Here is a 24,740-nt window from a genome sequence, read left to right as displayed (position 1 = left end):
CTGAATTATGAATAAGGCTATTGATTTTTTAAAAAAGCATGAAAGTATTTCTCCATCCTATTTTGAAGAAAATGCGAAATGGAGAAAAGAAAACAAAGTTTGGCTGGAATGGTCACGCTCTATCGCTTTGTCTTTAGTGGACTATATGGACTCCAATGGATTGAACAGAAATGGCTTGGCAGAGCGTCTGGGTGTTTCTCCACAGTACATTAGTAAAATTTTATCTGGGAAAGTGAATTTTTCGTTTAAAAGTATTGCTGAATTGGAGCAGAAACTTGGCATTAAGCTATTGGATGTGTTGGAACTTGCTTGATAATGTGATAGTATTTCTATATATTATCTTAAGTAAAAAATATTTTTATGATTCAGAAGGTGCTAATGATTTTATTGGTTGTTTCCATAATATTGATTATATTTGGATATTCAACAAGTAGTTCAATTTTATCTATTTTAGTTGCAATGATAAGTTTAGTATGTGAAAGGAAACAGAAAACCAAAATTAAAGAGCAAGAAAAAAGTATTGAAGAATTAGAAAATGCCCTTAGAGTTCAAAAAGATGAGCAAGGGAATATAACTTCAATAACAATTGATGGTGGTACATATTGAAACTATTTTTATATGTGAATAGATAACCTTAATTTATAGTGATTCAGCTTGTCTACCTCACTTGTATAATCTCTTTCAAATTGGTTGTATATTGCCGGGTGATGTGTTCACACTTCAGGTGCCATCCTTTGCTGTTTCCTTGCACGGCAACTTTGACCGTGTTGTAACCGTTCTTCCGGTTGATCGCATCTATGGCAGCGGCCAGACGAGCCTGTTTATCCCGGTCAATGGTATCAAACAGATTGGTCTGTATGGCAGAATCCGGGCAGATGTTCCAGGCAATGATTCCGGCTTTCTTATATAGATATGTGTTTCCTTTCCGCCATTCCGAACGGAGTGCTCCAACGGCGGCGGCTACCAGTTCCTGTTGGTCATTGGTCGGAACGGGAAATGTAACGGTTCTGTTGATGGCATGTGAGGGTAAATCCATACGGAATCGGCTGGTATAAGCGAATATGGTCATTGAACGGCAGCAGCTTCTCTGTTCCTTCAATTTGCGTGAGCAGGATGCGGCAAAATTGGCTACGGCTTCTTCTACTTGGGTGAGTTCGGAAAGCCCTTGGTCTGCAAAACTGCGGCTGGTGCAGATGCTCTTCTTTTGCGGCAGTTCCTCGATGTCTATGCAACTTATTCCTTGCAGTTCTTTCCATGTCCTGACACCGGTTACGGTCAGCATCTTCCGTACCCAATTTTCGCTTTTCTGCGTAAAGTCCCATGCTGTCCGGATGCCGTAATAATGCAACTTCTCGGCGTGCTTTCTTCCGATTCCCCATACATCGGCTATGTCGAATCCTTGTAAAGCCTTGACGCGCTTTTCTTCTGAATCAATCAGGCAAACCCCTTCATACCCTTTGTATTTCTTTCCGTATTTGCTGGCCACCTTTGCCAACGTTTTTGTCTGGGCTATTCCTATAGTGACGGGTATGCCCGTTCCTTTTCCAATAGTTGCCACAATCTTTTTTCCGTAAGTATGCAATGCTTCTCCGTTTCCGAACCCGTTGAGGTCAATGAAGGCTTCATCGATGGAGTATTGGGTGAGTTCAGGGGAAAACCCCGAGAGCAGCATCATGACGCGGCGGCTCATATCGCCGTATAGGGTGTAGTTGCTGCTGAATACCGCCACCTTATTTGTTTCCAATTGGTTCCTTATCTGATAAAACGGTGTCCCCATTGCAATGCCTAAAGCTTTGGCTTCGTTGCTTCGGGCGATGACGCATCCGTCATTGTTGCTTAAAACAACGACAGGCGCATTGCGAAGATTGGGGTTGAATACCCTTTCACATGAGCAGTAGAAGTTGTTGCAGTCAATAAGCCCGACCATGTTTATCTCCGTAGCTGCCGTTTGATGTTATAGGTAAGCACGCCCCAGATGATGAAGTCGTTTTCTTCCGTGATCTTTATAGGCGGATATTCGTCATTGGCGGGAATAAGCCACAGGCAGCTTCCGTCCGGTTCCAGTCTTACTTTTTTCAAAGTAAACTCACCGTCAATATAGGCGACCACTATATCTCCGTTTTGTGGGGAGATGGCTTTGTCAATGACCAACAGGTCTCCGTCATCAATTCCGCAGCCTTTCATTGAATCACCTACCGCACGTGCGTAAAAGGTTGTGGCCGGATGCCGTATCAATTCTTGGTTCAGGTCTATGCTTTCCGACATGTAGTCTTGGGCCGGGGATGGAAATCCGGCGCGGATGCCTTGGTCAGCGAACAGTAGTTCCAGTTCACTGCTCAAATCTGCGGAATAAAGAATCAGCTTCATGCCTTGATGCCCTTTCTTTGCATGTCTTCCCTTGCCAGTTCTATCTCTGTCGGTGAGAGTCTGGGCAGTTTTACGGTGTCCGGGCTTTCCCTCTGATATGCCTTCACTTCGTCAATCAACAGTTGCCAATCGTACAGGAACTCTTCAGAACATCCGCTTTTCCGGTATATTTCCTTGGCTGCTTCCAATATCTCAGGCGCACAACGGTCATCCCCTTGGAATACGACAGCAGGGATGTCGCCATTGATGCAGTCTCTTAACAGGCGTAACTGGTCTTTCATCTTGAATCAGTTTTTGATGGTCTCTAACTTGCTTATGCTCTTTATAAACTCTTTTGACGGCTTGAATGCCGGAATATCATGTGCCGGTATAAGAATGGTCGTGTTCTTCGAGATATTCCGGGCTGTTTTTGTTGCGCGGCGTTTGATGATGAAGCTGCCGAATCCACGGAGATAGACCTCTTCTCCTTGTGCCAATGATTCTTTCAGTTCCGTCATCAGGCTTTCAACGATGGTCAAGACGGTTCGCTTGTCTATGCCGGTCTTGTCTGATATTTCTTGTGTCAATTCTGCCTTGGTCATTGCATCTCATTTTTAGTTGGGCTGCAAAGATAGCAATTTCTTTCATGTCCTGCGACCGGATTCTTGCTTACGACCTTAATTCTGTTTCGGTTAGGTTTCCTTATCAGTCTTTGGGGATATGCAGTCTGTCCGTTTCTTATGTATTTGTATTGGTATGGGTTTCTTTCCCGGCATCGGATTCCGTTTCAATCATTTCTTTCCCCATTCCGTCCCGTCCTTTTCCTTGTCTCTCCTGCACTCCCGTTTTTGGGCAGTCCACCCCATCCGTGAAAGCCTTTTCCCGTCGGCAAATTTCTGATGTGAGGGGAAAATGAAAAATTCCGTCAGAGCCTTTGCTTCAGGAAAAATAACGATGAAGTCCTTGCCTTCCCAACATTTTTCCCTATCAAAATTTTTCGTATTTCCCCTTTTCCATCCGTTTGTTTTGCCGTAGGAAAAGGCTCATAAACTCGGATGGGGCATGAATTGCGTTAAAAAAAAGTCGGCTGAGAGGAAAAGGACGGGACGGAAGTTTTTCAGAAAAAGGTCTTTAAATCTGGCTGAAGCATAAATCAAGTTTAATTTTTTAATTCTTTGCGTATGAAATGGATTGATAAAATTGTAGAGAAGGTAACAAGATGCGGCACTCCGTTGAATATCTCCTTTAGAATGGGTGTTCATGCGGTTGTCTGCCGGAGCGGTCTGCCTGATTATGTTTGTGTGAATGTTGACGGGATTGATTGGTTCAGTTTTGATTTTTGGTTGAAGGAGCTTGTGATTGAATCTGCTTGCCAATTTCCTTACAATATCGCAGATGCGTTTGATATGCTGTATGATGATGTTCGTGTGACCGTTAAAAGTGAATAAGCTATGACACCGAAAGATTTTTTAGAGTTATACGACCGGCTGTCTTATACGCACGGGCGTGAAGATGTGTTCCGTGATTTTTTGGATGTGTCTCTTTTTATGTTGTCCGGTGGTACATATCGGGAAGATTACGACAGGCTTTCTATTTCTTATAAAGAAAATGAAATGGAGATTTTTATACAGATGTTGCATTCTGTTGCCAATCATTCGGAGGGTTTCAATGATGTGTTGGGGGATGTGTTTATGGAGCATGTCAGTCACGGGCATCACGGGCAGTTTTTCACTCCGATACCTATCTCTGACTTTATGGCGGTTGTGTCTGGCTGTGAGACATTGCGGCGTGGTCAGTCTGTTTATGACCCTTGTTGTGGTTCCGGCAGGATGCTTTTGTCGGCAGTCAAGGCAAGCACGAAGTCTGATGTTTCAAATAGACCTTTCTGCTATGGTTCGGACATTGATTTAAATTGTGTGAAGATGGCAACGGTCAATCTCCTGATGAACTCAATACCGGGTGAGGTCGCTTGGATGGATGCGCTGACATTGAAGCATTGGCGGAGTTATAAGGTTGAGCTTGTTTCTGTCTGTGGCGTATGGTTGCCGCTGTTGTCTGTATGCGGTGCTGGAGATACTTCTTTGATTACCCGTATTCAGAATACGCCTCAGATAAAAGCGGCAAAAGCCATGAGGCAGCTGCAACTGTCTTTTGACTTTTAAAGTCGCTTCGGAGACTGAAAAATCAGTCTCCGAACGATTCGATAGGTAATAAATTCATAGTTCTTTTCGAGATTCAGATATTTGGATTCTTTATGAAGGGAAGGAATTATTTGCTTGGAAAATTTAAAAATCCATACGTTTTATTTGTTTGGATAATTTAGGAGTCTGAACTCTCAGGGATTACGGTAATGATACTTCATAAGCTATAACGGGAATAGCCTCAAACTTCGTTAGGGACTTTCTTGTTATTGCTGAAAGTCATTGAGCGGATTGGTTCAATCGATGGGCTGTTGCCGGAATCCCCTTGTTTGTATTTCAAGGAAAAGAAGGTATAACGTATTCGTCATAAAGAACAGGGCAAATGAAAGAACCGTTAAAGATTTCTTCTGCCATTTTTTTGTTCATGATTTTATTTCTGTTCAAGCACTATGAATAAACGTTATCCATGAACAAATAGATAAAAAACTTTAATATTTTATGTGATTTCATTTTATATTAATAATGATATTTATTTTATGACATTCATAAACAATGAATGCATATTAGAATAGTTAAGCACAACCTAATATATGATGAACTTTAATTATTACGGAAGAAATGGACAAAAAAGAGATTAAGGAATATAACGACTCCATTAGACGAATGTTAGAGCATGAAGATGGAGTTAGGAGTCAAAGGACAAACTGGTTTTTGGTAATTCAAGGATTGCTGATAAATGCGATATTAATGGTCCTGAAGATAGAAGATTTGCACGGGATTACGGCTGAGCTGGATTGTGAATTGCCGGAGAGTCAGACTGTTGAGGATTTCCTGAAATCCCTTTTTGTGAGAGATGAATCCATAGTTGTTAAATTTAAAATGTAATGTTATGCCAAATTGGTGTTCATTATCAAAATCTATTGATAAGCTGCACCAATTTGGCATAATTTCAAGTTTTTTAATTGTTAAACATTTACTTGAAGTTTTTTTCGCTCCATTTCATTGTCGGGGGATGGTAAGCCATATGAATCTACAATGTGTACTTTATAGGATGCTCACGAACTTTTTTCTCGTCAAAAAAATATCAAAACGATCGGCACTCTTGTCAAGGCTAACTATATGAGTACATCTAGAAGGATGGCACGAAGGAATAATTCTGTTTTCATGTAACAAAGATAGGAAATGTTAATGAAAAAGAAGTGATACCAACCGGAAATTTCCGCTGACCCATTATTCGGCCATTTGATATCCTCCCTCCCAAAAAAAAAGGAAATTATTTCTTGCAAATAATCAGCTACTTACATTAGAATTTTTGCAGCAACGCTCCTACTGAATTCGAACTTTAAATAATATACAAGACTAACAGTTATTTATTACTCATCTAAAAATTTCACCCACATATCTTTGAAATTTAGAATGATTGAATTATATTCCATAAGTAAAGGAAGACCAAATAAACAATCATAATTTTCTTTTATTTCTAAATTTGTATCAACAAGAATAGACGGTTCTGTGTGAGACATTCCTCCTGCTTCAAAATCCCAACTAACAGAAAAAACATTACTAAATGTTACCCCCCCAATACCTGCAACTTTTAAGGTATCTGTTTCAGAATAACTGGAAAACAATGATTTATTGCATTTAAAGTATTTTGATGTTAATTTGGCAACATTAGCCCCTGTATCCAAATTGCCATCAATTACTTTGCCTGATATTTTATCAAATATCGATAATATCAATAAACCACTTTCTGATTTATATATGTTGGGAGCAAAAGGCGTTTTTTCTGCGATTTTATGTGGTATAATAAGTTTCTTTTCTTTAAAATTAAAATGTATTTCTTCTAACGGAAACATACTTTGATTACCTAATATACATTGATACCCTATTTCCTCCATTTTTTTGTCCGCAATTTTATCTCCCGTTTCAAAATCAATAACTTGAAATGGTATATTTCTATATGTAATTTCACCTATTTTTATCGAGTCTACTATTGCAAATTTAGAAGGGTGCGAAGCGATTCCCAGTAGAGTTACCCCATTTGTTTCTGTTATATGCGCTCCTATTTTATTTGCCATTTTATATGATATAACATTTACACCAGCTCCAGTATCATAATTTGCTTGACACCCAAGACCGTTAATTTCTATAGGAACGAAAATCATTTGTAATTTATTCGATTTATCATTGCAATATGTCATTGGAATAACTACATCATGACTTGGTTTTATAACTTCAAATGGTTTATACTTAGAACGAAATCTATATTGATGTTCAGAGTTTATAAAAAAGTTATTTTCCTCAAGATTTGCCTGTTCTACAGCGCTATTATACATATTAAGAATATCGGCCGCATATTCATATTCACCAAACTTCGCATAGTCTTCTGCCATAAAATACATTACATTTCCTATATATTCACTTATTTCTGTTTGATAATCATTCAATAATATAGTACCACAATGGATAGCTGAATCTGGTTGATTGTAAAAATGATATATAAAGAATCGAGATAAAACTGATAAATATTCTGGCTCTAATCTTTTTCCAATAGAAAAATATGTTTCACGTAAAGTCCTCCAATCACCTACATCTATAGCATCAACTATGATTTTATTTGCAGATTGACTGAAAACAGATGTAGTAGATACTAACAATAAATACAGTGTCAATAATATGTATTTCATAATTTAGGAATTTAATATTTATTTAAGAAACTAATTCATTTGTTCAAAATCTATAATAGGAACTATCTCCGAAAAGTCAGCGTTGACATAAATTAACTTTTCTTCGTTTAATGCCTTTAAAGTAGTTTGAATCTCTTCAAACGAATATTCATTTAATATTTCTTTAAGTTCTAATATAGAAATATTCCTATTATTTATAGAAACTGTTTTGAATTGATTCAAGAATAATGTTATAAGCATCTTCAGATCTCAAATCAGCCGGTCAATTGGAAAAATGTTATATCTTTAAAGGTACCAAACAATAAAGTTATGACACAGTATCCAACCGACCTGACTGAAAAACAGTGGCAAGTTATAAAAAATATTTTAGAGCCGCAAGCGAGGAACCGAAAACATCCGCTTAAAGAGATAATGAATGCCATCCTTTATATCAACAAGACCGGCTGCCAGTGGCGTATGCTTCCTTCTGACTTCGCCCCTTGGCAAACCGTCTATTACTACTTCCGCAAGTGGAAGCTTGAAGGTGTGTTTGAAGAGGTGATGGATGCCTTGCACTCCCTTATCCGTAAACAGGCGGGACGGGAGGAAAGTCCCAGTCTTGGCATCATGGATTCCAGAAGCGTAAAGACTTCCCATCATGTTGATTCTGACCGTGGTATAGACGGGAACAAGAAAATCAAGGGACGGAAAGAGCACATCATAGTCGATACGCTTGGCCTTCCGTTAGCCGTCACAATCCATGAAGCCAACCTGCATGACAGCAAGGGCGCCCCACAAGCCATAGAAAAACTCGCTTATAAATTTCCGCGCTTGGTTAAAATATTGGCGGATGGAGGCTACAGGGGAGATTTGGCTGATTGGGTCAAGAAGAAATTCGGATGGATATTGGAGGTCGTACTCAGACCGGACGAATGTCCATCCAAATTTCAAGTACTGCCCAAACGCTGGATTGTGGAACGCTCTTTCTCATGGCTGGAAAACTTCAGAAGGCTGACCATCGATTATGAATTCCTTGCTGAAACCGCAGAAGCTATGGTACAGATTGCATTCATCCAAATCATGCTTAACAAATTTATCGAATGAAATCAAAACAGCTTCATAGTTTTCAATATTAAACAATCCAATGAATCTTTATAAAATTCTAAAATATTGATTGTCTCATTATTTAACAATTCTGTATAAACAATTTGATTTTTATATTCTATTAACCTATATGTATAGATGGAAGATCTAAAATAACGTTCAATTAATTCAAAATGGCTCCAAAGAGGACTTTCAACCCATAAAAGCCTTTCTGTAAAAAAGCAGTCCTCAAGTTCATCAGGGAGAATAAATCCTTTTGGTAAATAATACAAAATATGACTAGTTATAAATTTAGGAGAATCTTTCAATATCTGAAAATTTTTACTAGAATGAGAAATTGTTAAAGTTGAATAGCTATGACTAAATTTATCATTCGATAGAACAAATCGTAAATACCTTAAATTTTCTATACATTCTAATATATTATCTTCTGTTTCCCCAAAAAGTCCCTTAATAATATTTGCTCCTTCAATAGATATTCCATATTTTATAGCTTGTATAATAAAAAATAAATTACTTCCAAATGAATTTTTTTTTGATATTTTCTTTAATAAATCATCGCTTGCAGATTCATAGCCAATTTGTACATGTTTAAAACCTGCTAAAGACATTTTTTTTATTGTTTTGGCATTAACCCCTTTTGTTATTATTTCAGCCATTTCTATTTGAAATGAAGGAAACTTCTTTTTTATTGAAATTAAACTATCTAACAAAGAATCAAATCTTTCTATATCATTTGCTATAAGATCATTATCTAGAAAAGTAAATTTCTTTATATTATAATTCTTTATTGAATATGCAATTTCCTTTATAATAGTCAATACCGCTTTGGTTCTATATTTATAACCCATATTTAAATAACAAAAATTGCATTTTTTCCAATGACATCCTCTTCCACCTTCAATAGTTAAAGCAATATTTTCATTAAGTATACAATATTCAGACAATTGCTTAAAATAATCTTGAAAATTTGGTGAATTTAGACTATCCGACAAATTCGTAAAATCATGATTTATGTTTGATGAAACTGCTACGCCAGTAGATTTTCGAATTGCAATATTTGGTATTAACAACATATTATCATTAGTAGTATCATTTTTTTGCAAAAAAGATGATATCTTCAACAAGATATTCTCACCTTCTCCCCATGTTGAGATATCGAAACAATGGAAATTATTTAAAATAGATAATGCACTACCTCTTGTTCCTATACCTCCTACTACTATAGGAATGTTATATTTCTCTTTAATTATTTTTGCAATTATAGAAGATGGTATCCATTGATAAAGATTTGCAGTAAAACCTATAAATAATACATTCTCAAAGTTTATATTATTTAGCTCTTGTATTATTATGTCATGCAATTTATCTGCATATGCTAGCATATGTTTATCAAAAAAATCGTTCGGCAAATTTAAATACTGAGGTTTTACACTCATTAAATTAGCTTTTACTCTACACAATGCATCCTTATCATCATATTTTATAGCTAAATAATTATAAAAAAGCAACAAAGACAACATCTCGTTAGCACATTGAACTTCAAAAACAAATTCTCTTTGAAGCTTCCAAATCGCAATATTCCAATATTTTATTTCAACGTTAAAATTAAATCTCTCTAAATATGTTTTTAAAACAGACATACTTGGTGATGGCATATCGATTGTTGCTGGCGGACACCAATTCAAAACTATTCTATTCTTCATATAATTTTAATTTAACGTGAGTTCGACGAATTATAAGTAGTTGAGAATTTGGTGATTAGCGAAAATTGTTGTATCTTTATAGTGCTGAATTACAAAGATTTACAAACAATAATCGTTATAATCACCGAGAGCAAAGTTATAGAATTATTCTGTATGGCAGATGATTTCTGCCATTTTTTTGATGAAATGATGGCAAAATATACGCCATCTCTTTCCAAAGGTCGTCTCTTATAACCGTTTTGTAGAGTTGGAAAAAGAGGTGGCAATTCCATTGGCTCTGTTCATTAAGAAGGTATTTTTTGGCAAATGTACCGGTATCAGTTTTGTTGACAGTACTTCCTTACGGGTATGCAAAAACCAGAGAATTCATATTCATAAGGCGTTCAAATGAATAGCCCAAAGAGGTAAATGTTCTATGAGCTTGTTCTTCTGATTCAAACTACATCTGATATGCAACGAATGTGGAGAACTCTTGAATTTCATGATTACGCCCGGTGATGTAGATGATCGTAAGCCTCTTGAGTACAGGTCATTTGTAGATTTCATCTATGGAAGGCTTGTCGGCGACAAGAGATATATTGGCAAGAAGCTCTTTGAGAGACTGTTTGTTGATGGCATACAACTTATAACTAAGTTGAAAAGCAATATGAAAGGAGCATTAATGTCACTTTCCGACAAACTTCTTCTTAGGAAACGGGTCATAATCGAAACCATCAATGACGAACTTAAGAATATAGCACAAGTGGAACATTCAAGATACAGAGCTTTTGTTGATTTTATTGTCAACTTTTTAAGTGCGATTGCAGCATACTGCTGTTTTCCAAAGAAGCCGTGTATCAATGTTACGAGAACTATTGACACACAGTCTACATTGTTCTGAATTTGTCGAACTCACGTTAATTTATCAACATTTGTTTTTATAGATAAAATTTTCACTTAAGATTTTTACCAAAATACAAATATATCTTAGAAAAATAATAATATTCTTTAGAAATGCTATCTTAATATAAAACTGAAATAACTGACAAAAAAAGATACTTTTACATTGTAAATAAAATGTCATATAATAGAAATTTGAATAGTTGCCTAATTATATAAACTTCAGTCAAAAAGCTTTATATTCATTAGAAGTTATTTTTTATAAAAACCCCACCGTCAAGTTAGAAGTGCAACTCCGCCACCGCCTTCCTCCGTCCTTGGAGCGTAGCGGAAAGGGCGGAGGAAGGCGGTGGAAGCCCGGAATCAGGGTCATCCGGCAATACAAAATAAAAAAGGGAGACCTCTGTCTCCCACGGATTAATTACTTTTGTATTGTCTATGAAGTATAAGCACTTAACCCGTGAGCAAAGGTACGCAATTTACCTGGGACGACAAAAGGGTGAGACTCTGGAAATGATTGCTCGTTCCATAGGAGTCCACAAATCGACGGTAAGCCGTGAGATAAAGCGTAACTCCACGCCGAGCGGCAAGTATGTATGGAACAAGGCGCATGACATGGCAGAATCCCGCCGGTGTCATACGCCCGGCAACAGGGGGCTGGATGATGTGCTGCAATGGCGCATCATTGAGTTCATAAAAAACGAGCAGTGGTCTCCCCGGCAGATATCCGGACGTTTGAAGCTGGAGGGTATAAACGTCTCCCATGAAGCCATTTACGCCCTCATCCGCAAGGACGAAAGCGGGGAACTGGCTTCCCATTGCCGGCATAAGATGAAATACAAGCGCAAGGCCTCACACCGTCATGAGACTAAGGCCACGAACATCCGTAACCGTGTGAGCATACACGAGCGTCCGGCGGAAGCCGACGGCAAACGTTTCGGGGACTGGGAGATGGACCTCATCGTGGACAAGGACAGCAACGCCATCCTCACGCTGACGGAAAGGAGCACGAACTTCCTGTTGATGGAAAGGCTCAAGCACGGGAAGAAAGCGAAGCCTGTGGCAAGAACCGTGTGGAGGTTGCTGCTGCCATACAAGGGAGAGGCCTTGAAGTCCATCACCACGGACAACGGCAGTGAGTTCGCCGAGCATGAATGGATAACCAAGAAGCTCAACGTGCCCGTGTATTTTGCCGATTCCTATTGCGCATGGCAGAAAGGAGCCATAGAAAACGGCAACAAGCTGATACGGCAATATATCCCGAAAGGAACCGACATCAGTACGGTTACAGAAGGAAAAATAACCAAGATCAGGAAGAAAATTAATGCCAGACCGAGAGAAAAACTCAATTTCTTGACTCCGGCTGAGGTCTTTTTCAAAAATATTTCGTAATGTTGCACTCGCTGGTTGACTCTGCCCTTTGCGGATGGCGCGTCCTATCATGGCAATCATCAGGTCGGTTTTCTTTGCCGTGTATTCATCGATACGCTCCTGCAAGGCGTCGCCGCTGTCACGTCCTTTGGTGAAACGTCTTGCGAGCTCTTCATCGGACATCCCGAACTTTCCATCCTTTCCTTTTTCACCCAGCAGTGCAAAATCCAGAAGCATTTGGGTTGTCCCGTCCGTGACGGCAAGGAACAATGCCTTGAAACCGAGGATGCACCTGTGATGGACATGGGAAAACACCCTGCCGATGTTCTCCATGCGCCGTCCCGTCTTGGGATAGTCCGTGTCATCGACTATCAGACAGACCGTGCCTTCCTTGCGCCCGGAGCGGAGTCTGATCTTCGACCAAAGCTGGAGGGTGAGGTGATAGACGGACTTCCGCCAGTTTATCTTGGGATTACTCATGAAACGGTAGAACACGTCTTTCTTGCATCCCAGCAAGCCGCTTAAGGAAGACCCGGTGAAACGATAAGGGTTACGGACCATGAAACACGGGTACAACAGCAAAGCCTGGAACACCTGCAACAACGGATACACATTGTTGCACTTGCTCTTCATGCCGAACAAGGTGGATTCATTCATTCTTAACCATTTGATAACGTCCAGTATGGAATACATCGCTTTATGCGCGTCATTTTTTCTAAAAAATGCGCTGATTTCTGAAAGAAAGTCTGTAACTTTGTGCAAGGGCATAGGGCTGAGTAATGTTTTGATTTGCAACTATAAAATTACTCATTTTCTGCGATATGCGGAAATCCCTGTGCCCCTTTTATATCCCAAGAAGAAGGTTTTCTATTAACTTGCGAAACTTGAATAATTTATATAAATATGAAAAAAGTTATGCAAGAATCTGTTTCTGAAAAAATGCAGAAATTAGACCGATTAAGTAAAGGTTCTCTAAATGAAGTAAAAGGAGGAGGGGTTGTTTTGGGTAAACCTCCAGTTGGACCTATATCTGTTACTCGTACAGATAGGACTATAACCGGAATAGGAGTCACAGGGAGTGTTACTTTCTAAAAGAAAAAAGTGATTTTTTGTGCTATCTATTATGAGCTATTATCTATATAGCAAATAATACTTAGCACTTTTTTATTTAACTTAGTTCAAATAAATATTAGACATTATATCGAATAAGGTTTTAGGGCACTGATAACCAATAGCCCTGTTTCTTATTCTGTATAAACTCTATTATAAAGAATACATTTTAGACACATAAATTAAAGTAATCATTGCATGTATAAAAATATTACATTACTGATTTTATGTTTACTTACATTAAATATCTATTCACAAAATGATAGTATTATTCAATTAAGGATAAATAATAATGTTCACTATTTTGAAGATTATTATAAATGTCCTATTTCCCTAATTCATTATAATAATCATACAGATTTTGGAATAAGAAAGAATACATACATGAATAAAATATTTGATATGAAATGCTATAAGTATGATGCCTTTCCAAATTTCATAAATCATTCCAATACTTTTTCCTATGATTATAATAGATGGGGAAAAATTGCATCTTATATGTATGGTCAAAGTTCTCAAAATACACTTCCTGGTATTGGCATTATTAATCAAGCATCATTAATATATCAGAAAAATTTTAATTCGTATTTTAATATTAAGATAGGAATTAATGCTATAAAATACCATTTACCCAACTTAAAACAAAGCGGACAATCTTTTGGCCTATTGGGTTCTGCTACATATTTACCTACAGAAAAACTACACATCAGTATTTTTGGTTGTTATACTCCTAACAATATATACAATTTTAATAATTCATATTATGGTACTACAATAGGTTATGAATTTTCAGAGCGAGTCGGTATAGAAGTTGGAGTACAAAGATATTACGATGCTCAGAACGGTTGGAAAACAGTCCCAATTTTCATACCCTATTATAAATTTGAAAAGTTTGATTTAGGAATTGATATTGGAGGTATATTATACGAAATTGTAAGAAGTATAAAAGATAATAAACAACAAAATAAAATGTTACCAATGCGCCTTCCTCCTAGAAATTAAAGATTGTCTTAACTTTAAAAAGGTTGCCTATTTGAACGCTACACCAAGCATATTTATACTATCGAATCAAAAATCGGTGAGTTTGCATCCTATGGTTCGGCCCCGAGACACATACAATATGCAGTAAGGAAGATGCCGTACATGCGCTTCCTTGATTTATCTTTTTTCTCTGTTATGTTATAAACGATTTTCAGGTCATCATTCCAGTCCTTGTGTTCCGGCAGTTCCACACTATCCAACATCGCCACCTCTGCTGCCAGTTCCGTTGTGCTCATGTTTTCCGTGTCGATATCTTTCCCATAGAAGTAACGCTGCATCCATAGGGTGTACTTATACCCTTGTTTGTCGTTGTCGAATATCGTGCGCATTTCCTTCACCTCATTCTTGTCTAGGATGATGCGGAGCAGACGCATCTGCCCTTCGGTCAGTGTGCCTTCGGTAGATACATATACGAGATTTAACGGGGTATTTTCGTGTTTCAGTTGATAATGCGAAATGCAGTCAATGATGGGTTCACCAACATACAGAATGTCAATCGGACGGCTTTTGTCGTGTGCGCTTGTGGCAAGGCAGTCGAACTTGCCGCCGATGATACCTTTGAAGGTCTCATTTCGCTGGGAGATGGCTTCCATCCCCTTTTCGCTGTACATCTTTACGCAGACATTCCGGTAGACGAAGCGTATTATTAAGGCAATAGAGGGAGATAAAAAGACACACTACAATTATAATAAGCCTGTTACGGGAAAAATATGGCCAAACAGATTGGGATTGAAACGCTCCGTGCCAAATGTAGACACTTTAATGACTAGATAGAGAAATTGATAAAAAGTTGATTCCTAGCATAATACTCAGGATAAATAATCAGAATCTATAGAAAGAAAAAAGGCTTGTCAGTTTCATTCGGACAAGCCTTTTTTCAGTTCGGCCAGCACTACCATATTCTCTAATCGGTGCAAGTCCGTAACACGCCTTTTTTTATAAAGAGGTTATTATTTCTTCAGATAGTTTGGTGTATTCTGCTATCTTATCAAATGGCATATTGTCTTGTTTCATTGCCTTAGCGATTGCGATGTTCTCTCTATTTGGATTCTTTCTTTTGACTCCGGGCTATGGGCGTTGCAGGTTTTACTTTCGGAAAAATTTATATGGGGCATATCGGCAAGCCGCCGGGCTGTCCGTTGCAAGTCCTCGCTGTGGCTGTGGGCTTTACTCTGCTATCCCTTATGCGTTAAGCGGTATCTGTTGTTTATTCCTTTCCGCCCTTTTCCCTCTTTCTACCTCCCCCTTCTTGTATGAAGTACTGTCTCGACCGAGAAGCCTTTTTTCTTCGGCAAAGGTATGATGAGGGGTGGAAATGAACAAATTCCGGCGATGCCTTTGCTTCGGGAAAAATAACGATGAAGGCTTGGCTTCCCAACATTTTTCCCTATCAAAATTTGTCGTATTCCCCCTTTCATTAGTTCGTATTTGCCGTGAAAAAAGGCTCATGAACTCAGTCGGGGCAGAACCCGCTTTAAAAAAAGGTCGGCAGAAGGAAAAGGACGGAAAGGAAAATTTGAAAAAAGGTCTTTGAATCTTGCCGAAGCATAAATCAGGAAGTTCAACCCTAAGAATCGCAGATTATGGCACAGAAAGGAAAATACCCAAGTTTGGAACGGCAATGGCGGAAGCTGATGTACGCATTTTATGACTATTTGCCCATGCAGTATAAGAACGCAAGCGCACGGGATTGGCAGATAAGGCATCTCGTTTGGGACTTCAAAGACGGGAGAGCCTATGAAAGTGTGGCTGAAATCACGGCATCCGCACTGGTGAGGTTTTTCGGTAAGGAGACAAGGAATATCGTCTTTGCATGTGTGCCCGCTTCTTCGGCAGCGAAGAACGAGAAAAGATATAGAAAATTCGCGGAAAAGGTGTGCGGTCTGACAGGAGCCATCAACGCATACGACCATATCCGTATCGAGGGAAACCGCTTGGGGGTGCATGAGCGGTTTGACGAGAAAAGCATACGGAATGTGCAGGTGGTTGACTTTGACAAGGAGTTTTTCAACGGAAAGAAAGTGCTGGTGTTTGATGACATTCTGACCAAAGGGTTTTCGTATGCGAGGTTTGCGCTTCAACTGGAGAAATTCGGTGCTGAAATCTTGGGAGGTTTCTTCTTGGGTAAAACCATTTTTCATAGCAACTAACGGAATAATAATCTTTAAATCGTAAATCATGAAAGGAAATTTTGAAATCAACAGTGAATATCGGGTTATGGAGAATACGGAACTTGTGTATATCCTGACCAATAGCGAGCGGATGGCAGGTAAGGTAAGGGAAAAGGAAATGCGGACTGACGAGAGGTTTGACCTCAATGCGGTGCTTGATTCCATGACCCCTGCACGCAGGCAGGTGGCAATGGCGGCAATCGAGCTTTACAAGCGGTGTGCGCCGAAATCGCTCAATGGCTTTCAGATTCAATGCAGCAGGGATGCTTTTGAAATTATGCAGCCGATTGTCGGCGACATCGTGACGGAGGAATGTTGGGTGCTTCTTCTGAACCAGTCGGCAAAAGTGATAAGCAAGAAACGTATTTCTTGCGGTGGATATGCTTCTACGCAGGTGGATGTCCGTATCGTGCTGAGAGAAGCGTTGTTGGCTAAGGCTACGGCAATGGTGCTTTGCCATAACCACCCAAGCGGAAACAACAGACCGAGTGCGGAGGATGATAAACTGACCGAATGTATGCGCAAGGCAGGAGAAGCGTTGAACATCCGCTTGCTTGACCATATCATTGTGGCGAACGATACCTATTACAGCTATCAGGATGAGGGAAAGATTTTTTGAAAATGTAGGAACAGAGACCGTCACCGAAATAAGAAAAGGCTTGTTCGGTGATGTGTCCGTATGCCGTTACAGATTCATGGTGGGGTGTGTTGCCTATGAAACGGAGGCGGCTTCATTGGAAGAATGCCGGAAGCATTGCGCCGAATGGCTGAAAAAGCGTTCTGTGGCTTTCAGCGGTCATCGTAAATTGCAGGGTAATCCCAATCGGGTATTGCCCTGCCTGTTGTCGGAAATCCGTGCGTGTTACGCTTCGGGCTACCGCTTGTTTTATACGGGTGGGGCAGTCGGATTCGATACGTTGGCAGCCGAAGCCGTATTGTCGGAAAAACGGAACTGTCCGGACATGGTGCTGGTGGTTGCCGTGCCGTTCAACGGGCAGGATGCACTTTTCAGCCAGTCAGCCAAGCTGCGGTACAAGCGGATTCTGGAAGAAGCGGATGCGGCAGTCATTCTTTCCGAAAGTTATAGCCCTGAATGCTATCTCAAACGCAATGATTTTATGCTGCTGCATTCAAGTGTCCTGATTGCCTATTGGGACGGCTTTTCCTGTGGAGGGACTTCCTACACTGTCCGAAAGGCATTAAATGGCAAACGGGTGGTTGTCCGTAACCTGTTTTGATGTCCTGAAGGGTTGCGGGCGGTTGCCCTACTTTTTGGCAGTCACCCCAAAAAGTAGCAAAAAAGGCTTTCGGGAAGTATTTTTACTTAATCCAATAATCCCCACCCACCCCATTATCGGTAGGGCTGCATACAGCCGGAGGATGACCCGTCAGACCCCTTACATGTAAGGGAGAGCGGTAGCATCCGCCGTGCCTTTTGATTTCGGTAAGGCTTCGTATGGCTGAAGGATTTCTTTGGATGGGTAGGGGCGGTTCTTCCTCTTCTTTTTCGGTGTGCCTTATGGTAGGCACCTGCATTGTCCGGCAGTGCTTTCTTTTCGTTTCCAAACCGGATATGTGGCTTGTGTATCTCTACGGTAATCGGCGTGCCTTTCTTGATGTGTTCAGGTGGTGCTTCATTGTTGCGCCAGACTTTTATTGGCTGTAATGGAATATTCCCCGTCCCTCTCCTTTTTATGATATGCAAAAATGGAACTCCGCTTGCCTTGGCTGCTGAATCGCATCCTTGCCGAACCTGATACTGGATTTTCCCCCTTTCCCTGCTATTTCTGGAAGTCAAATCATTTTTCCTCGTGCAAATTTCGTATGACGCTAACCCTTCATGGGTTAGGGACGATTCGCAAATACCGTTCTCCTATTTGGCTGAAATCTTCCTTCCCTCTTAGGAAAGCGTATTTAAGCGCAAATTATTCGCTGCCATCTTAACCAATAAATCCATTCAAAATCTTCCTTTTTTAAGGATAAAAAAGCGTATTTCAAACGGATTTCTTGGTGTACCCTAAAGCCGTCATTCGGTGTTTGCACTGTAAAAATGATTTATTAACTTCAAAAAATTACAGTCATGAAAAAGTTGGAAAATTCATTCGCAGTATCAGGTTTCATCGGTAAGGATGCAGAAATCATCAATTTTGAGAAGGCAAGCGTAGCCAGATTCGCTGTAGCTATCAGCAGACCGGAGAGAGACGGGAAATATGTTTCTTCATTCGTCAACGTGGAAGCCTGGCGTAATAATGAAGCCATCGATACCTTTGAGGTGTTGAAGAAAGGCACGCTGATTACTGTAGAGGGATTCTTCAAACCCGAAGAATGGTTTGATCAGGAAACGAAGAGAAAGCGGAACCGCATTGTTTTTGCAGGTGTCAAATTCTATCCTACTCCTGAAAAAGAGGAGGAAGAAGTACCCGCCCCCAAAAAACGGGCATCCAGAAGGAAGAAATGATCCTTCAGCCTTACGAAGCGGCTTTAAGCCGCTTTTCTTTTTGCACGGCGGACGGAAACGGTTTGCGTGTACGCATTGATGTCCCACCCACCCTGTAGCGGAATGGCTGTCCCGTGTGAATGACATGTACAGATCCGCTCACTGGCTCACGGAACTGTATATGCCATCCGGGAAGAACAGACGAAAGACGGTGTCCGGATGTTCCTCTCCTGAGCTAAGGCTATAGCCTTAACAACTTCCGATGCCCTTTCTGTACACGGCCATTCCTGATGTCTGTTCCGGCAGCCCGTTGTCTGACCCCTTGAAAGCTGTCAGTCAGCTTTCCATATAATTTAGTGTTTCATGGGTTTCTTTCCCAGTATCGGATTCCGTTTCAATCATTTCTTTTCCCATTCCGTCCCGTCCTTTTCCTTGTCTCTCCTGCACTCCCGTTTTTTGGCAGTCCACCCCATCCGTGGAAGCCTTTTCCCGTCGGCAAATTTCTGATGTGAGGGGAAAATGAAAAATTCCGTCAGAGCCTTTGCTTCAGGAAAAATAACGATGAAGTCCTTGCCTTCCCAACATTTTTCCCTATCAAAATTTTTCGTATTTCCCCTTTTCCATCCGTTTGTTTTGCCGTAGGAAAAGGCTCATAAACTCGGATGGGGCATGAATTGCGTTAAAAAAAAGTCGGCTGAGAGGAAAAGGACGGGACGGAAGTTTTTCAGAAAAAGGTCTTTAAATCTGGCTGAAGCATAAATCAAGTTTAATTTTTTAATTCTTTGCGTATGATACAGATAACAGATTCGATGTTGGGTGCATTTGCTTCCGCTTCTTTGTATTCCAAAGAGGGAAAGGGGTTTGAGGCTACTGTAATTGCCAAGTTTTTCATGCCGTTCACTTCTGCCGTGTGGCTTGTTACCGAAGCGGAGAGACAAGAGGACGGGGATTGGATTTTCTTTGGGTATTGCCATATCCTTGAATGGGAATGGGGGTATTTCACCCTTTCGGAGATTGCGGAACTGGAATTGCACGGGATTACTGCTGAGGTGGATTGTGAATTGCCCGAAGGTCTGACTGTCGGGGATTGCCTGAAATCCCTTTTCGTTGGAGAAAAATTCATGGTTTGTTAATTTTAAAATGTGGAGTTATGGCAAATTGGTGTTCAACGGATTATATGTTTGTGGGTGCTACAGAGAATGCACGTAGGTTATTGGCTGATTTGGAACAGGCAGTATGCGCCGATAGTTGGTTGGCTTATGTGAGGAAAGCCTTGTTGCCTGAATCATGCGGTATGGATATTCCATGCAGAGGTGAGGTTTCTTATCTTGATGATGAACTGCATGAGTACAGCGATGGGCTTGCGGGAGTCCGTTTCTCAACGGAAACCGCTTGGTGTGCTTGTGAGGAACTGATGCAAAGGATTGCCGACAAATATGCATTGCATCCATATTATTATACGGAAGAGCCGGGTATGGGCATTTTCCAGACGAACGATGCGGAAGGTGTCTATTTCTCTGCCAGATATATGGTGGATAGTGAGAGCAAAGGATGTGAGTATTTTGATGATTTTGAAGAAGTAGCTTCTGTAATCAGGGAGATGACAGGTATCGAGGTAAGGCAATTTGAAGATGTGGAACCGATGCTTACCGAATGGAACGGACATTCGTTCTTGCTTGTGCATGAGATTGAGATTGTGTAACTGATAATTCAAGGGTAGGGTATTCCCTACCCTGCTAAGAACTGTTATCCTATGACTTACGAAACGAATTGTACGCTGCTGACCATGCAGGAATGGCGATGCCTTATGCGCCGTTCAAGACGCTGCTCTTACAGGCTTCTTGTCAATCGCATCAAAAAAGAGCTTCCACATGTCTATGATTCTTTGGCATTGCAGTTCCCCAACCCTTATGCCGACCGGTGCAGGCAGACAGACACTCATTATATCTTGGTGCATTCGGCAATAGAGTATTTTTTCCGGAAGTGATGAATCATTAAAATAAAGTAATGAACTATGGAAGTTAGACTGAATAATATACCAAAGTTGGATGAATATGTTATCCGCTTGGTGGTACTTAATGAAAGGATGCTGGGATATATCTACCCGGACAAGACATCTTTTGTGGTTGCATTGGCGGTTGAATCGGGGGATTGTGTTTCTTTGTTGGATGCTATCAATATGAGACGCTATGTGTCCTTTGACGATAAAGTCCGTTTGGCTACCGAGCGGGATTTTGATGATTTTAATGTGTGCTTTGAGGGATTTCGTAATGACCCGATGTATATGTATAATAAAGGCACTGAGCCTATTTATCTTCAGTAAACATCAAAAGGAGCTTCCGACTTGGAAGCTCCTTTTGATGATGCCAAAATCAATCTGTCCTGATTGGCAAAGTGTATTATCATGTTTGTCGGGCTTAATGGATTTGGATGCTTGCATTTAAGAAAGAAAATCTTCTCCTTCATTAGCCTTTTCGATTAAAGCCTTTCTATGGTAGCCGTGTTTTTTAAATTCATTAATCCAAATAAGTTTTTTGGTGCCATCGCCATATGGTTGTAGCCTGAAATGTCCGCTAACAATAAATTCATTGTTATTACATATTTCAGTAAACCATTTGCTGTCAAAGACAAAGTATGATATGCCGTTTTGGATAAGGCTTATTTTCTTGCCCTTTACATTTTTCTTTTGTTTTGTTTGTATTTCTGATATTTCAATTTCCGCCCATTGTCTAAGGCAAAGGTAGTCCAAGACCATATCAATATAATCCCTTAAATTGGCTTCATACAAGTTGTCTATTATTGGAATTATCATGCAGTCCAATTGATGACCGGCACCTTGTATCCTGTCTTTGGGACTTGCTACAATGTAAAATGTAGGTATAGCCATTAAGTTATTGTTGGCATTCGGAAGGTTCTGGAATACCCATAGCGATAGTGAGCCATTCTTTATTGAGTATATGACAAAGCATCCCTCAATGAAATATGGGCTTTTCACAACGCCATTCTCTCCGTCACATTCAGCTAATATATCTATATGGAATTGTGTAAATTTCATATATGATTTATCCATAGCTGTCACGAAACTTTTAGATAAGACAGCTAACTTCTTACAGTTGTTTTTTATTCTGTATAATTCATCAATGGCAGCTTCACGGTCTTCATCAATTATGCTGCCTATACTGTTTAAGAACCGTTTTATACTTTGGGGATAATCCCGGTTTTCATCAAGACCATACAAGTATCTTAGTATTTGATTGTCATTATAGGTCATAAAATATTAGGATTTTTATAGCTCGTTTGTATTAATGTGATTCCTCTGTTATGTTATAGACGATTTTCAGGTCATCATTCCAGTCCTTGTGTTCCGGCAGTTCCACACTATCCAACATCGCCACCTCTGCTGCCAGTTCCGTTGTGCTCATGTTTTCCGTGTCGATATCTTTCCCATAGAAGTAACGCTGCATCCATAGGGTGTACTTATACCCTTGTTTGTCGTTGTCGAATATCGTGCGCATCGCCTTCACTTCATTTTTGTCAAGGATGATGCGGAGCAGACGCATCTGCCCTTCGGTCAGTGTGCCTTCGGTAGATACATATACGAGGTTCAGCGGTGTATTTTCGTGTTTCAACTGGTAATGCGAAATGCAGTCAATGATGGATTCACCTACATACAGGATGTCAATCGGACGGCTTTTGTCGTGTGAGCTTGTGGCGAGACAGTCGAACTTTCCGCCGATGATGCCCTTGAAGGTCTCGTTCCGCTGGGAGATGGCTTCCACCCCCTTTTCGCTGTACATCTTTACGCAGACATTCCAGTAGACGCTTCCTTTGTTCCGCACTTCGCGGATGAAGAAGGTGTTCTGAAACACTTTGCTCTCGATGCTTTCTTTCTTGATGCCTCTTTTCTGAAGGTAATTGCCGCTGTAAGGCTTCAGTTGGTTCAGATAGAATTGCAGTTCATTCATGTTCATGGAAGTGTTTCCTACATCATACCTGCTTTGTTCGGGCGTGACAATCCGGTTGGTGTTTATGTATTTCTGTAGTATCTCCCCTACCTCTCGCAATGACGGTCTTTTCCCGGTCGTTTCAAACAGATGTTCCTGCATGAAGTCAAGGATGCTTCTTCCACGAATGCTGTCACTGTGTACATCCCAATAGGTGTACTGGTTCTGTGCGTTGCGCTTGATGACAATCGTGTGTGTGCCGTTGCTCATCTTCGGGCAGGTATTTGACGATCCGCTGACGAACTTCCATCCCAACTGCAACAGGAAATCCGGTAAGGAAATGGCGGTCTTTATCTGATTGAAGTCTACTTTCATCTTGTTGGTGTTGTAGGGTTAGAGACTCTTTAGAATATCTTCCGGCAGGAAATAGCGGACGGCTTCTTTGTGTACAGGTTCCCGTTTCAGAAACAGGACGAAATGCACTTCCTGATTGTCCTTGACGAACGGGAGGCACCGGGCTTTTTCGGATAAGTCGTGGAGCAGCCTTTGGGCATCTTCCCCACCCGTCCATTTGCACTCTCCGATAAGGATGTGCCTCTTGTCAAAGGATTCAGCCACGACATCCAGTTCAGCCATCTTCCCTGCCTTGCTGTCATCCGGGAATATTTTCCCCCACCATCTGGAAGCCATGCCGTATGCGATTCCGTCAATCTCATTGCCGCTCACGAACTGGCGGCAGAGATGTTCCCAACAGTCGCCGACATATTGGTTGAACTGCGATTCAACGAGGCTCATGACCCGATCGACACGCCCCAATTCAAGGATGGAACGGTGTGGCGCGACAAACCGGTAATAGAATTGCAGCATGTTGTCGTTGATGCGGTAGATGCCTTTCTTGCTTTTTTTCTCGCTCTCGCCGAATGGCACTTCCCGTCTGACATACCCCAATTCACGGAGCTTGCTTAACGGTTCGGATATTTGGGTGGCTTCTTTTCCGGCACGTGCCGCAATCTCGGTAATCCTGTTCACTCCGTTGCCGATAATGGAAAGGATGGTGGAGGTCTGCACCGTGTCGCGAAGGTCATCCCGGAGCAGCCTTTGGGGTTCTTCCGCCAATATCCCCTTGGTGTCTAAAATCAATTTTCTTATGGCGGTGTCCTGATCCGGGTAATCGGCTCTCAGTTCCCAATATCTGGGAATCCCGCCCCAAACGGCATATTCTTCCACAGCGGTTGTCTCATCCACACCCAATGCCTGGCAGATGTACGGGACGGGGATAGGTTCCAGTTTGATGATTTCATCAGCCAGACCATATAGCGGTTCTTTCCTGTCCAACACATAGCCTTGCATCAGTTGTTGCGAAGAGCCGCAGACAATCAGGTCAAACCTGAGCGTCCTTCCGTTCAGCAGTTTCTGGATAACGGATGGAAGTGCGGCGCAGCTTTTGACCATATACGGAAATTCATCCAGACAGACCACGATACGCCGGGTTATCCGTTCATTCAGTTCCAACAGCAGTGTTTCCCAATCAGGGTAAACCACCTTGTCGAAACGGGGGATGATGTCGGAAACGGATTTGGCGAACAGCATCCGCTGGTTGGCTTCATTGGTCTGGTCACTGAGAAAATACACATCATTTTCCGTCAGGATTTCCCTAATAAGCGTGGATTTCCCGATGCGCCGTCTGCCATAAATGACAACGAACTGTGGATGCTGCCGTTGGAACGCTCCCTTAATCCGTTCCAACGAATCCTGTCTGTCTATGAATCTGTCAAATCTCATCGGTTTCTTCTGGAATTATAAATAACAAAAATTATCTTTCAC

At 40.8% G+C, this 24,740-nt stretch carries 27 protein-coding genes and 3 pseudogenes; 18 read left to right on the top strand and 12 right to left on the bottom strand.

Annotation, left to right across the window (positions count from 1 at the left end; genetic code table 11):
• Positions 1-7: 7 nt before the first annotated feature.
• Positions 8-313 (top strand): helix-turn-helix transcriptional regulator, encoded by a 306-nt coding sequence (locus tag B5G04_RS17040; protein ID WP_087398151.1) that lies wholly within the window; start codon positions 8-10, stop codon positions 311-313.
• A gap of 47 nt (positions 314-360) precedes the next feature.
• Positions 361-606: a hypothetical protein gene (locus B5G04_RS17035; RefSeq protein WP_087398150.1), complete on the top strand. Its 246-nt coding sequence runs from the start codon at positions 361-363 to the stop codon at positions 604-606.
• Positions 607-658: 52 nt separating this feature from the next.
• Here the strand turns inward: B5G04_RS17035 and B5G04_RS17030 are convergent, their stop codons facing one another.
• Genes B5G04_RS17030 through B5G04_RS17015 form a run of 4 tightly spaced genes read right to left on the bottom strand, consistent with a single transcriptional unit; the run spans position 659 to position 2,948 of the window.
• Positions 659-1,927, bottom strand: a complete 1,269-nt coding sequence (locus B5G04_RS17030) for a Y-family DNA polymerase (protein ID WP_087398149.1) — start codon at positions 1,925-1,927, stop codon at positions 659-661.
• A 2-nt stretch (positions 1,928-1,929) separates the two neighbouring features.
• Entirely contained in the window at positions 1,930-2,367 is a 438-nt protein-coding gene (umuD, locus tag B5G04_RS17025) for a translesion error-prone DNA polymerase V autoproteolytic subunit (protein WP_087398148.1), read from the bottom strand.
• The gene (locus B5G04_RS17020) at positions 2,364-2,648 is read right to left on the bottom strand and encodes a hypothetical protein (protein ID WP_087398147.1); all 285 of its coding nucleotides are present in this window, start codon (positions 2,646-2,648) and stop codon (positions 2,364-2,366) included. Before B5G04_RS17020 ends, umuD begins: the two co-directional genes overlap by 4 nt.
• A 6-nt stretch (positions 2,649-2,654) precedes the next feature.
• Positions 2,655-2,948, bottom strand: a complete 294-nt coding sequence (locus B5G04_RS17015; RefSeq protein ID WP_087398146.1) for an HU family DNA-binding protein — start codon at positions 2,946-2,948, stop codon at positions 2,655-2,657.
• A gap of 579 nt (positions 2,949-3,527) precedes the next feature.
• Between B5G04_RS17015 and B5G04_RS17010 the strand changes: the two genes are divergently transcribed.
• The 3 genes from B5G04_RS17010 (at position 3,528) to B5G04_RS17000 (ending at position 5,372) form a co-directional block, all read left to right on the top strand.
• The gene (locus B5G04_RS17010; protein ID WP_087398145.1) at positions 3,528-3,794 is read left to right on the top strand and encodes a hypothetical protein; all 267 of its coding nucleotides are present in this window, start codon (positions 3,528-3,530) and stop codon (positions 3,792-3,794) included.
• Between the two features lie 3 nt (positions 3,795-3,797).
• Complete coding sequence (locus tag B5G04_RS17005) at positions 3,798-4,508, top strand: N-6 DNA methylase (RefSeq protein ID WP_087398144.1); 711 nt, start codon at positions 3,798-3,800, stop codon at positions 4,506-4,508.
• Positions 4,509-5,105: 597 nt separating this feature from the next.
• Entirely contained in the window at positions 5,106-5,372 is a 267-nt protein-coding gene (locus B5G04_RS17000) for a hypothetical protein (RefSeq protein WP_087398143.1), read from the top strand.
• 488 nt (positions 5,373-5,860) lie between these two features.
• On the opposite strand, the gene B5G04_RS16995 is transcribed toward B5G04_RS17000, so the two are convergent.
• The gene (locus B5G04_RS16995) at positions 5,861-7,174 is read right to left on the bottom strand and encodes a retropepsin-like aspartic protease (protein ID WP_087398142.1); all 1,314 of its coding nucleotides are present in this window, start codon (positions 7,172-7,174) and stop codon (positions 5,861-5,863) included.
• A 309-nt stretch (positions 7,175-7,483) separates the two neighbouring features.
• Between B5G04_RS16995 and B5G04_RS16985 the strand changes: the two genes are divergently transcribed.
• Positions 7,484-8,257, top strand: coding sequence for an IS5 family transposase (locus B5G04_RS16985; RefSeq protein WP_087396588.1), 774 nt, complete (start codon positions 7,484-7,486; stop codon positions 8,255-8,257).
• 2 nt (positions 8,258-8,259) lie between these two features.
• On the opposite strand, the gene B5G04_RS16980 is transcribed toward B5G04_RS16985, so the two are convergent.
• Complete coding sequence (locus B5G04_RS16980) at positions 8,260-9,963, bottom strand: radical SAM protein (protein WP_087398140.1); 1,704 nt, start codon at positions 9,961-9,963, stop codon at positions 8,260-8,262.
• A gap of 117 nt (positions 9,964-10,080) precedes the next feature.
• Here B5G04_RS16980 and B5G04_RS16975 point away from each other — a divergent pair.
• Both B5G04_RS16975 and B5G04_RS16970 read left to right on the top strand, forming a co-directional pair.
• Positions 10,081-10,843, top strand: a pseudogene (locus B5G04_RS16975) (IS982 family transposase).
• 437 nt (positions 10,844-11,280) lie between these two features.
• Positions 11,281-12,234: an IS30 family transposase gene (locus B5G04_RS16970; protein WP_087395476.1), complete on the top strand. Its 954-nt coding sequence runs from the start codon at positions 11,281-11,283 to the stop codon at positions 12,232-12,234.
• Between the two features lie 24 nt (positions 12,235-12,258).
• Here the strand turns inward: B5G04_RS16970 and B5G04_RS16965 are convergent.
• Positions 12,259-12,981, bottom strand: a pseudogene (locus B5G04_RS16965) (transposase); the annotation flags it as partial.
• 135 nt (positions 12,982-13,116) lie between these two features.
• Between B5G04_RS16965 and B5G04_RS19480 the strand changes: the two are divergent.
• The gene (locus tag B5G04_RS19480) at positions 13,117-13,305 is read left to right on the top strand and encodes a hypothetical protein (protein WP_143270483.1); all 189 of its coding nucleotides are present in this window, start codon (positions 13,117-13,119) and stop codon (positions 13,303-13,305) included.
• Between the two features lie 402 nt (positions 13,306-13,707).
• Positions 13,708-14,325 (top strand): hypothetical protein, encoded by a 618-nt coding sequence (locus B5G04_RS16960; RefSeq protein WP_143270482.1) that lies wholly within the window; start codon positions 13,708-13,710, stop codon positions 14,323-14,325.
• A gap of 185 nt (positions 14,326-14,510) precedes the next feature.
• Here the strand turns inward: B5G04_RS16960 and B5G04_RS16955 are convergent.
• Positions 14,511-14,999: pseudogene (locus tag B5G04_RS16955) on the bottom strand (toprim domain-containing protein); the annotation flags it as partial.
• A gap of 948 nt (positions 15,000-15,947) precedes the next feature.
• Between B5G04_RS16955 and B5G04_RS16945 the strand changes: the two are divergent.
• The 3 genes from B5G04_RS16945 to B5G04_RS16935 are packed head-to-tail and all read left to right on the top strand — an operon-like array spanning position 15,948 to position 17,773.
• Entirely contained in the window at positions 15,948-16,514 is a 567-nt protein-coding gene (locus tag B5G04_RS16945; protein ID WP_087398136.1) for a phosphoribosyltransferase, read from the top strand.
• A gap of 28 nt (positions 16,515-16,542) precedes the next feature.
• The gene (locus B5G04_RS16940; RefSeq protein WP_087398135.1) at positions 16,543-17,154 is read left to right on the top strand and encodes a JAB domain-containing protein; all 612 of its coding nucleotides are present in this window, start codon (positions 16,543-16,545) and stop codon (positions 17,152-17,154) included.
• On the top strand, positions 17,135-17,773 hold the full coding sequence (locus B5G04_RS16935) for an SLOG family protein (protein WP_143270481.1): 639 nt from the start codon (positions 17,135-17,137) through the stop codon (positions 17,771-17,773). The genes B5G04_RS16940 and B5G04_RS16935 overlap by 20 nt, the downstream gene beginning before the upstream one ends.
• Positions 17,774-17,886: 113 nt before the next feature.
• Here the strand turns inward: B5G04_RS16935 and B5G04_RS16930 are convergent, their stop codons facing one another.
• Positions 17,887-18,333 carry a hypothetical protein gene (locus B5G04_RS16930; protein ID WP_087398134.1) on the bottom strand — a complete coding sequence of 149 codons (447 nt, stop codon included), beginning with the start codon at positions 18,331-18,333 and terminating at the stop codon, positions 17,887-17,889.
• Between the two features lie 282 nt (positions 18,334-18,615).
• Here B5G04_RS16930 and B5G04_RS16925 point away from each other — a divergent pair, with 282 nt between their 5' ends.
• The 5 genes from B5G04_RS16925 to B5G04_RS16905 all read left to right on the top strand — a co-directional run bounded on the left by B5G04_RS16925 (position 18,616) and on the right by B5G04_RS16905 (position 21,295).
• Positions 18,616-18,993, top strand: a complete 378-nt coding sequence (locus tag B5G04_RS16925) for a single-stranded DNA-binding protein (RefSeq protein ID WP_087398133.1) — start codon at positions 18,616-18,618, stop codon at positions 18,991-18,993.
• 767 nt (positions 18,994-19,760) lie between these two features.
• Positions 19,761-20,105 (top strand): DUF2958 domain-containing protein, encoded by a 345-nt coding sequence (locus B5G04_RS16920; RefSeq protein ID WP_087398132.1) that lies wholly within the window; start codon positions 19,761-19,763, stop codon positions 20,103-20,105.
• Between the two features lie 17 nt (positions 20,106-20,122).
• Entirely contained in the window at positions 20,123-20,674 is a 552-nt protein-coding gene (locus tag B5G04_RS16915; RefSeq protein ID WP_087398131.1) for a hypothetical protein, read from the top strand.
• A gap of 51 nt (positions 20,675-20,725) precedes the next feature.
• Positions 20,726-20,959, top strand: a complete 234-nt coding sequence (locus tag B5G04_RS16910) for a hypothetical protein (RefSeq protein WP_087398130.1) — start codon at positions 20,726-20,728, stop codon at positions 20,957-20,959.
• 27 nt (positions 20,960-20,986) lie between these two features.
• Positions 20,987-21,295 (top strand): hypothetical protein, encoded by a 309-nt coding sequence (locus tag B5G04_RS16905; protein ID WP_087398129.1) that lies wholly within the window; start codon positions 20,987-20,989, stop codon positions 21,293-21,295.
• 117 nt (positions 21,296-21,412) lie between these two features.
• Here the strand turns inward: B5G04_RS16905 and B5G04_RS16900 are convergent, their stop codons facing one another.
• The 3 genes from B5G04_RS16900 to B5G04_RS16890 are packed head-to-tail and all read right to left on the bottom strand — an operon-like array spanning position 21,413 to position 24,698.
• Complete coding sequence (locus B5G04_RS16900) at positions 21,413-22,243, bottom strand: hypothetical protein (RefSeq protein ID WP_087398128.1); 831 nt, start codon at positions 22,241-22,243, stop codon at positions 21,413-21,415.
• Between the two features lie 31 nt (positions 22,244-22,274).
• Positions 22,275-23,291, bottom strand: a complete 1,017-nt coding sequence (locus B5G04_RS16895) for a toprim domain-containing protein (protein ID WP_087398127.1) — start codon at positions 23,289-23,291, stop codon at positions 22,275-22,277.
• 18 nt (positions 23,292-23,309) lie between these two features.
• The gene (locus B5G04_RS16890) at positions 23,310-24,698 is read right to left on the bottom strand and encodes an ATP-binding protein (protein ID WP_087398126.1); all 1,389 of its coding nucleotides are present in this window, start codon (positions 24,696-24,698) and stop codon (positions 23,310-23,312) included.
• Positions 24,699-24,740: the final 42 nt, after the last annotated feature.

It is taken from the genome of Bacteroides sp. An51A, assembly GCF_002161565.1.
Classification (GTDB): Bacteria; Bacteroidota; Bacteroidia; order Bacteroidales; family Bacteroidaceae; genus Phocaeicola; species Phocaeicola intestinalis.
The sequence above is the reverse complement of the archived record's forward strand: the minus strand, read 5'-3'. Positions and strand labels throughout refer to the sequence as shown.

Excerpts from the sequence above, each read along its gene's own strand:
- B5G04_RS17040 (WP_087398151.1), top strand. The coding sequence starts at position 8 with ATGAATAAGGCTATTGATTTTTTAAAAAAGCATGAAAGTATTTCTCCA.
- B5G04_RS17035 (WP_087398150.1), top strand. The coding sequence starts at position 361 with ATGATTCAGAAGGTGCTAATGATTTTATTGGTTGTTTCCATAATATTG.
- B5G04_RS17030 (WP_087398149.1), bottom strand. The coding sequence starts at position 1,927 with ATGGTCGGGCTTATTGACTGCAACAACTTCTACTGCTCATGTGAAAGG.
- umuD (WP_087398148.1), bottom strand. The coding sequence starts at position 2,367 with ATGAAGCTGATTCTTTATTCCGCAGATTTGAGCAGTGAACTGGAACTA.
- B5G04_RS17020 (WP_087398147.1), bottom strand. The coding sequence starts at position 2,648 with ATGAAAGACCAGTTACGCCTGTTAAGAGACTGCATCAATGGCGACATC.
- B5G04_RS17015 (WP_087398146.1), bottom strand. The coding sequence starts at position 2,948 with ATGACCAAGGCAGAATTGACACAAGAAATATCAGACAAGACCGGCATA.
- B5G04_RS17010 (WP_087398145.1), top strand. The coding sequence starts at position 3,528 with ATGAAATGGATTGATAAAATTGTAGAGAAGGTAACAAGATGCGGCACT.
- B5G04_RS17005 (WP_087398144.1), top strand. The coding sequence starts at position 3,798 with ATGACACCGAAAGATTTTTTAGAGTTATACGACCGGCTGTCTTATACG.
- B5G04_RS17000 (WP_087398143.1), top strand. The coding sequence starts at position 5,106 with ATGGACAAAAAAGAGATTAAGGAATATAACGACTCCATTAGACGAATG.
- B5G04_RS16995 (WP_087398142.1), bottom strand. The coding sequence starts at position 7,174 with ATGAAATACATATTATTGACACTGTATTTATTGTTAGTATCTACTACA.
- B5G04_RS16985 (WP_087396588.1), top strand. The coding sequence starts at position 7,484 with ATGACACAGTATCCAACCGACCTGACTGAAAAACAGTGGCAAGTTATA.
- B5G04_RS16980 (WP_087398140.1), bottom strand. The coding sequence starts at position 9,963 with ATGAAGAATAGAATAGTTTTGAATTGGTGTCCGCCAGCAACAATCGAT.
- B5G04_RS16970 (WP_087395476.1), top strand. The coding sequence starts at position 11,281 with ATGAAGTATAAGCACTTAACCCGTGAGCAAAGGTACGCAATTTACCTG.
- B5G04_RS19480 (WP_143270483.1), top strand. The coding sequence starts at position 13,117 with ATGAAAAAAGTTATGCAAGAATCTGTTTCTGAAAAAATGCAGAAATTA.
- B5G04_RS16960 (WP_143270482.1), top strand. The coding sequence starts at position 13,708 with ATGAATAAAATATTTGATATGAAATGCTATAAGTATGATGCCTTTCCA.
- B5G04_RS16945 (WP_087398136.1), top strand. The coding sequence starts at position 15,948 with ATGGCACAGAAAGGAAAATACCCAAGTTTGGAACGGCAATGGCGGAAG.
- B5G04_RS16940 (WP_087398135.1), top strand. The coding sequence starts at position 16,543 with ATGAAAGGAAATTTTGAAATCAACAGTGAATATCGGGTTATGGAGAAT.
- B5G04_RS16935 (WP_143270481.1), top strand. The coding sequence starts at position 17,135 with ATGAGGGAAAGATTTTTTGAAAATGTAGGAACAGAGACCGTCACCGAA.
- B5G04_RS16925 (WP_087398133.1), top strand. The coding sequence starts at position 18,616 with ATGAAAAAGTTGGAAAATTCATTCGCAGTATCAGGTTTCATCGGTAAG.
- B5G04_RS16920 (WP_087398132.1), top strand. The coding sequence starts at position 19,761 with ATGATACAGATAACAGATTCGATGTTGGGTGCATTTGCTTCCGCTTCT.
- B5G04_RS16915 (WP_087398131.1), top strand. The coding sequence starts at position 20,123 with ATGGCAAATTGGTGTTCAACGGATTATATGTTTGTGGGTGCTACAGAG.
- B5G04_RS16910 (WP_087398130.1), top strand. The coding sequence starts at position 20,726 with ATGACTTACGAAACGAATTGTACGCTGCTGACCATGCAGGAATGGCGA.
- B5G04_RS16905 (WP_087398129.1), top strand. The coding sequence starts at position 20,987 with ATGGAAGTTAGACTGAATAATATACCAAAGTTGGATGAATATGTTATC.
- B5G04_RS16900 (WP_087398128.1), bottom strand. The coding sequence starts at position 22,243 with ATGACCTATAATGACAATCAAATACTAAGATACTTGTATGGTCTTGAT.
- B5G04_RS16895 (WP_087398127.1), bottom strand. The coding sequence starts at position 23,291 with ATGAAAGTAGACTTCAATCAGATAAAGACCGCCATTTCCTTACCGGAT.
- B5G04_RS16890 (WP_087398126.1), bottom strand. The coding sequence starts at position 24,698 with ATGAGATTTGACAGATTCATAGACAGACAGGATTCGTTGGAACGGATT.